Origin of the sequence: Aequitasia blattaphilus (assembly GCF_024721305.1) — a bacterium.
GTDB classification, from domain to species: Bacteria; Bacillota; Clostridia; order Lachnospirales; family Lachnospiraceae; genus Aequitasia; species Aequitasia blattaphila.
This window is the reverse complement of record NZ_JAMXOD010000043.1, coordinates 1-6775: the sequence shown is the minus strand read 5'-3', so window position 1 is coordinate 6775 and position 6775 is coordinate 1. Positions and strand designations below refer to the sequence as shown.

Genomic DNA, 6775 nt, shown 5'->3' with positions numbered 1-6775 from the left:
AAGGCTTTGAATCTTACATTGAACGGTTCAAAAAGGGACTTGCCATTGAGCAATCGGCTATTGATCATTTCAGAAAATAAGAAAAGAGGAGTAATATCATTTGAGTTTCCTATGATATTACTCCTTTGTTTTATAAATCTCTTTCTAAGAATAAAATATGTTGAACTGCACCTTGATAATCAGGATGCCGTTTCAGAATATTTTCTAACAATTCTCTCGCAGTCTCTTGATTCCCCAGTCCAATTTCACCTAATGCCATGAGATACTCACAATAGGAGACTTTGTTTTCTTTTAAATCCTCCTGATAGACATTTAAGTCTGGAAGTGAAACAGCAAAGAAGTCGTAGTGAACTTCATCAAAAATATGTTTTTGCCCAAAGGATTTAAGGGAAGAGAAACATTTCCGAGACAATTTATTGTCACCAAGCTCTTTATAAGCGAGTCCCTGGTATAAAATTGGGTCGGAGGGCTGATCATTATAATAAAGCATAAGGTTTGGCTTGTCAGAACCCTTAGAAGCTTCCACAAAAAATTCCTTTGCTTTGCCGGTCTCACCAAGTGCCTGATAGCATTTGCCAATATAGTAAAAGGCAATATTATCCGGGACATTTGGAAGCTTTCCTTCGCCTAAATTTTCTGGATACGTCAGGGTGGAAGTAAGGAATTTGATTGCCTCTGAGTATTGTTTATCCTTCATCTTAAGAAGAGCTAATTCAGTAAGAGCGTAACGATATTGAGCAGTAACCTTACCTTCGCCTCCTTCCCATGGATGGAAAATATGATGAGATAAAGCATCCAAAGCTTTTTCGTAATTACCAGTTAAATTGAAGAGCTTAATGTATTCCAGATATAGAACATCTCTTTCTTGTACCAGCTCCATGTGAGTCTCTAAGTATTCCAGGCGATTCTTAGGAGGGGTATTATTCTTTGCTTTTAATTGATCATACTCCAAAAGGAAACGAGGATAATCCGGTTCTAACAGATAAGCTTTTTCCATGGCTTTCAGGGCTTTTGTCTTATCCTTTAATTTATTATAGTAAGCAATGGATAGGTTGCGGTAGGCCATAGCCAGAGTTTGGTCTAAAGAGATTGCAGTTTCCCAATGGCTCATGGCAAGAGCATATTGCTTTTTGTCATAGAGAAGATTGCCAAGATAATAGTAGGCATAGGCTCCACTTTCGTTGATACGGGTTGCACCATTGAAAATATTGATTTCAATCAGCTTATTTGGAAAACATAAATCTGGATTTTGCATTTCTCCATTCATGAAACAATTTTTTGCCATATCATTTTCTCCCAATAGTGAATAAATGTAGCCCTTATAGTAAGAAACCAGTGGAGAGATATCTCCGGCCAAATCAAGGATAGAAAGCGCATCCTCATAGAGACCTGCTTCCATATAGAGGGTGGAAAGCTCCAGGTAATTGTGGGCATTGTCTCTCATTGAATTGGTAAAGGACTCCATGGCGGCGTCTCTTTTGCCTTTTTCGTATAGGAGTCCCATATACAATGGGTCGATTTTAATACTTTCTGCTAAGAAGCTGGAATCTTCTGCGTTTAAAATTCTCTTAATCCCAAGAGTAAGGGTACGGGTTTTCATATTATGCCAATTACGCAAAAGGGATTCTTTTAGGAAATCAAGAGCCCTCTGATAGTCCTTCTTTTTACAGGACAATAATGCTAAGTGATAGTATCCGCTTCCTTGTGTCTCATAGCTCCAAGTTGATTTGTAGAAAGAATCAAAGGCTTTCTCATCTTCCCCCAGATAGCTTTCAACCAGTCCGAGATTGAAATAGCATTCGCCATAATAGGGGTTGGGATTTTTCCAAGTCTGCTTTTCAATTGCTTTTTCAAAATGAGCTTTTGCCTCTTGGAAATGTCCTCTTCGAAGAAGAAGCATGCCATAACCGTTGTTAAGGCGCATATCGGAAGGATCTCGTTTCAAACCTTCTAAGTAATAGTCTGCCGGTTCACTGGTGGCATGACGGTATTGTTCTAAATGCTGTGCTCCAAGAAAAAGTTCTTCTGTTGTTTTTAAGTCTTCAGGAGCAGGAAGTGGGTCAGCAGGAGAGGGAGTAGGTTCTAACTCCTCTTTTTCAAAGGTAAATGAGAGTAAATCCTCTTGATCCTTTGTACGGGCAATGATTTGGTAACCTTCCGGATCCCCATGAGAAACAGGAAAGTCCTTTTCAATGTAGCTGCAGGGCGTTGTATGAAAGCTTTGTTCAAAACAGATATCCCCATCCTTATCAATTACAAGCAGAGAAATATCTTCATAGCTTCCAGAGGTATAGAATAAAATTTTGCCAATACCATCTTGTATTTCAAAGTTAATCATTGCATCCTTTGTGGCATTTTTGACCCTACCTACACCCTTATAAGGCATAAAGTATTGTACGAAGGTTTTTTCTTCCTGAGGTTTTAACCAAGTGAAATCTGGCTGATTATCCGTATATACACCAGTCATCAATTCAATATAGGGGCCATCTTCATCTGTTAGATTGCGGTCCCAGGCTTTTCCAAAGTCTGTATTTCCCCATGTCCATTGTTTTTTTCCCGGGGATATATGGTGATCTGCAACGTGGAGCAGACCGGCATTTTCCTTTGCATCATAGTTTCCGATAAAGTCGTAATCCGAGTGTGCCGCCATATAGGAGGTGGGAACAGGGACATTTTTATACATTGAAATATCCACACCCTCAGAATAATCGTATTTGTAATACTCACCCGTTGCAATTGGGAAGGTGGAAACGGCCCTTTTTCCATGATCCATTACAGCATGTACATCTGGTGGAAACACAGAATAGGTGTGGTCATTTACAGGCACTGCTGGGTTTGCCCACCAGAGAAAGGTTTGCCAAAGGCGAAACATTTGATGATCAAAATCTTGTAAGACCACTTCTTCCGCTGAATGCTGATAATGCAGAAGAATATTTAGCAGATTACAAATAAGAATTTCGTAACATTTTTACTGTGGAGGCTGTATACGCGGCCTCCACAAATTAATAATAAGAGTAATGGGGGTATATAGCATGAAAGAACAATACGTTTTAGAATTGCAGCATATACGGAAAGAATACCCAGGTGTTATCGCTTTGAAAGATGTAACCTTGAATGTAAAAAAAGGTGAAATCTTAGCTCTGATTGGAGAAAACGGTGCAGGAAAATCAACTTTGATTAAAACTTGTTCCGGAGCAGTAATTCCAACTTCGGGTAAGATAGTAGTAAATGGTAAAGAATTTGAAAGTATGACACCACAGCTAGCCGCTGAGAACGGAATCGCAATTATTTATCAGGAGTTTAATAACGTTGCTGAGCTATCGGCAGCAGAGAACCTGTTTCTTGGAAGACCAATTAAAAAGGGATTCATTATTGATAAAAAAGCAATGGAAAGAGAAGCAGAAAAAGCTTTTCAACAATTAAATATTAAAATTAATCCAAAGACACTGATGAAAAACTTAACGGTAGGATATCAGCAGATGGTAGAAATTGCAAAAGCAATACAGCAAAATGCAAAAATTCTGATTATGGATGAGCCTTCCGCACCTCTTACAAGTGCAGAAGTAGAAAGTATGTTTGCAGTAGTTGAGTTATTGAGAGAACAAGGTGTATCGATTATCTATATTTCTCACCGTTTGGAAGAGATTTATCGATTATCAGACCGAATCGTAGTTTTAAGAGATGGAGAGTATATTGATACTCTGATTACAAAAAATAGCCACGTAGATGAATTGATTCAATTAATGGTTGGTCGAGAGCTGACTGAGACTTATCCTCCAAGAGGAGACTGCATCAATCCAAATGAAGTGGTATTAGAAGTTGATAAACTTAGTGGGAACGGCGACAAAGACATTAGTCTTAAAATACATAAAGGTGAGATTCTTGGACTGGGAGGACTGGTAGGAGCAGGACGAACAGAGCTTGCAGAAATGATATTTGGATCGGCAAAGAAAGAGTCTGGAACAATTAAATTTAAGGGGAATGAAATCAATCCCAAAGACCCAAGAGAAGCAATAGATATTGGGATTGCACTTGTACCAGAAGATCGAAAGCGGCATGGAGCTCTTTTGGGGTCATCCATAAAGAATAATATTAATATGCCAATTTATGAAAGAATCTCTAAGTTCAGCGTAATAAACTCAAAAGAAGAGATGAGGGTCGCAGAAAAATACAGAGAAGATTTGGCAATTAAAACACCGACGCTTCAGCAGCTGGTTAAAAACCTAAGTGGTGGAAATCAGCAAAAGGTTATTTTGGGAAGATGGCTTGCGGCAAACTCAGAACTGGTGATATTGGATGAGCCAACAAGAGGTATTGACGTAGGTGCAAAGTATGAGATTTACAAGCTGATGAATGAGCTGGTAGAAAAAGAGGGGAAGACAATTTTATTAATTTCCTCTGAAATGGAAGAATTGATGGGAATGTCTGACCGCATTATCGTATTGGCGGAGGGCAAAATGACAGGTGAACTTCAAAAGAATGAATTCAGTCAGAACACAATTATGGCATTTGCATCGGCAATAGAGGAGGTAAAAGAGGATGAAAAGTAAAGCATTAAATCAAATAAAGGATAAGGCGATTTGGGCAGTATTAGTTGTACTATTTATTGGTTTTTCAATAGGCAATAGTAATTTCCTGGCACCAACGAACCTCATTACCGTCGTAAGACAGGTTTCTATGTACGGAATCGCCTCCATAGGAATGACTTTCGTCATCTTAATAGCAGGTATTGACCTGTCTACAGGTTCGATTATTACGTTGGTCAATATAGTCTGTGCGTATATTATGGTCAATATGGGACTGGGAATAGGACCGGCAATTATTTTGTCATTGGTATTAGCTACGATTATCGGCGTGTTAAACGGTTTCATGGTTTCAACCATAGGAATTCCGGCACTGATTGCCACATTTGCAACGCAGACAATCTTTGAGGGGGCGGCTTATCTAATTTCAGGCGGAACTCCGATCTTTGGATTTGATCAGAAGTTTAAGGTTTTCGGTCAAGGATACGTTGGACCAATTCCAGTACCGGTTATTATCATGATTATCTGTTTTGCAGTGGGAAGCTTTATCCTTAACAAAACCTATTTTGGACGTTATTTCTATGCAGTTGGCGGAAATGAAGAAGCAGCAAGATTATCAGGAATTCGTGTGGGAAGAGTCAAATATTTAATCTATGCTTTATCCGGTTTCTTTGCAGGTTTAGCAGGGATTGTGCTCTTATCCAGAACAAACTCTGGACAGCCTACCGCTGGAAAGGGATATGAGTTTGATGTTATCACATGTGTTGTTCTAGGTGGCGTATCAGTAAGCGGTGGATATGGAAAATTCTCGAATGTAATTGCAGGCGTTATGATTATTGGTGTACTTACCAATGGAATGGTTCTTATGAATATCAGTTCTTATACTCAAATGATTGTAAAGGGTATTATTCTTGCGCTGGCAGTTGGGTTTGATTGTCTGCAAAAAAAGAGACAAACAACCTAAATATGTAGTATAATAATCCCGGTGAATCCAATTTGCTGGGATTTATACGAATAAACGTTGACAGAGGTGATAATATGTTAGTAAACAACAATCATTTAAATGAAAGGCTTACGAGAAAGAGCCAACAAATATATCATTTTATCAGAAAGCACGGTTCGGTATCGAAACAAGATATTGTAATCGGTCTTAAGCTAAGCCTGCCAACGGTTACCCAGAACCTTCAATATCTAACGGACATGGAGCTGGTAGATACATCAAAGAAGATATTAAATACAGGCGGGCGTAATGCTACAGCCTATACATACATAAGAAGTACAAGAATGGCAATCGGTGTCTACCTGACGTCCAATCATATCAGTGTGGTTGCTGTCGATTTATCCGGAAATGTTGTGGATATGGAAAAGGTACAGATTAAGTTTGATTTAGCTGATGAAGACTATCTAAAGAGAATTGGCGAGCTGGTTGAGCTGGTAAAGGTAAGAACCGATATAAAGGACGAATCATTACTAGGAGTTGGGATAGCAGTGCAGAGTCTTGTCTCCTCAGATGGAGAGACTATTCGCTATGGAATTGCTCTTGATTTTGCAAAGACGACAAGAAAAGAAATTGCAAAATATATCCCCTATAAGAATCGGCTTTTTCATGATCCAGAGATGGCCTGTTATGCCGAGGTGTGGATCGATAGAAGTATTCAAAACGCTTTTTACATCAGTTTAAGTAATAGTGTTGGTGGTGCGGTTGTAGTGGATAATAATATCTATAGAGGCAACTCGCTAAAAGGCGGAGAAATTGGACATATGCTTGCAGTTCGGGAAAATGGAGAAAAATGCTATTGTGGTAAGTATGGGTGTTTTGATACGGTTTGCCGCGCAACTAAGCTGGATGAATATACCAATGGAAATTTAGATGCATTTTTTGTGAAATTGAGAAGTGGTGATAAAATTGCACAAGAAAAATGGGATGCATATCTTTATGAACTGTCTCTTGCGATCCATAATATACGGATGCTTTTTGATGGAAAAGTAATCTTAGGAGGATATGTAGGAGCTTATATAGGTGATTATATTGATCAGCTTTGTGAACTGGTGGACGCCAGAACTCCATTTGAAGATGATAAAGCCAAAGACTATTTGATGCCATGTAAATATAAAGTAGAAGCAACAGCTGCCGGTGCAGCAATGAATTATATTGATGATTTTTTCGATGAGATTTAACAAAAACATCAAGAATTCTCCTTCCTCTATAGGGAGTGAGATGAATTGATTTACTTGCCTGTCGGCAATGAAAA

At 38.8% G+C, this 6775-nt stretch carries 4 protein-coding genes; 3 read left to right on the top strand and 1 reads right to left on the bottom strand.

Annotated elements, in window-relative coordinates:
* Positions 1-130: 130 nt before the first annotated feature.
* Positions 131-2872 carry a DUF5107 domain-containing protein gene (locus NHH15_RS15155; protein ID WP_276009162.1) on the bottom strand — a complete coding sequence of 914 codons (2742 nt, stop codon included), beginning with the start codon at positions 2870-2872 and terminating at the stop codon, positions 131-133.
* A 160-nt stretch (positions 2873-3032) separates the two neighbouring features.
* On the opposite strand from NHH15_RS15155, the gene NHH15_RS15150 reads away from it, so the two are divergent.
* From NHH15_RS15150 to NHH15_RS15140, 3 genes are all read left to right on the top strand, one after another.
* Positions 3033-4550: a sugar ABC transporter ATP-binding protein gene (locus NHH15_RS15150; RefSeq protein ID WP_262067489.1), complete on the top strand. Its 1518-nt coding sequence runs from the start codon at positions 3033-3035 to the stop codon at positions 4548-4550.
* On the top strand, positions 4540-5487 hold the full coding sequence (locus tag NHH15_RS15145) for an ABC transporter permease (RefSeq protein ID WP_262067488.1): 948 nt from the start codon (positions 4540-4542) through the stop codon (positions 5485-5487). Before NHH15_RS15150 ends, NHH15_RS15145 begins: the two co-directional genes overlap by 11 nt.
* Before the next feature lie 74 nt (positions 5488-5561).
* The gene (locus NHH15_RS15140) at positions 5562-6701 is read left to right on the top strand and encodes an ROK family protein (protein WP_262067487.1); all 1140 of its coding nucleotides are present in this window, start codon (positions 5562-5564) and stop codon (positions 6699-6701) included.
* The last annotated feature ends 74 nt before the right edge of the window (positions 6702-6775 follow it).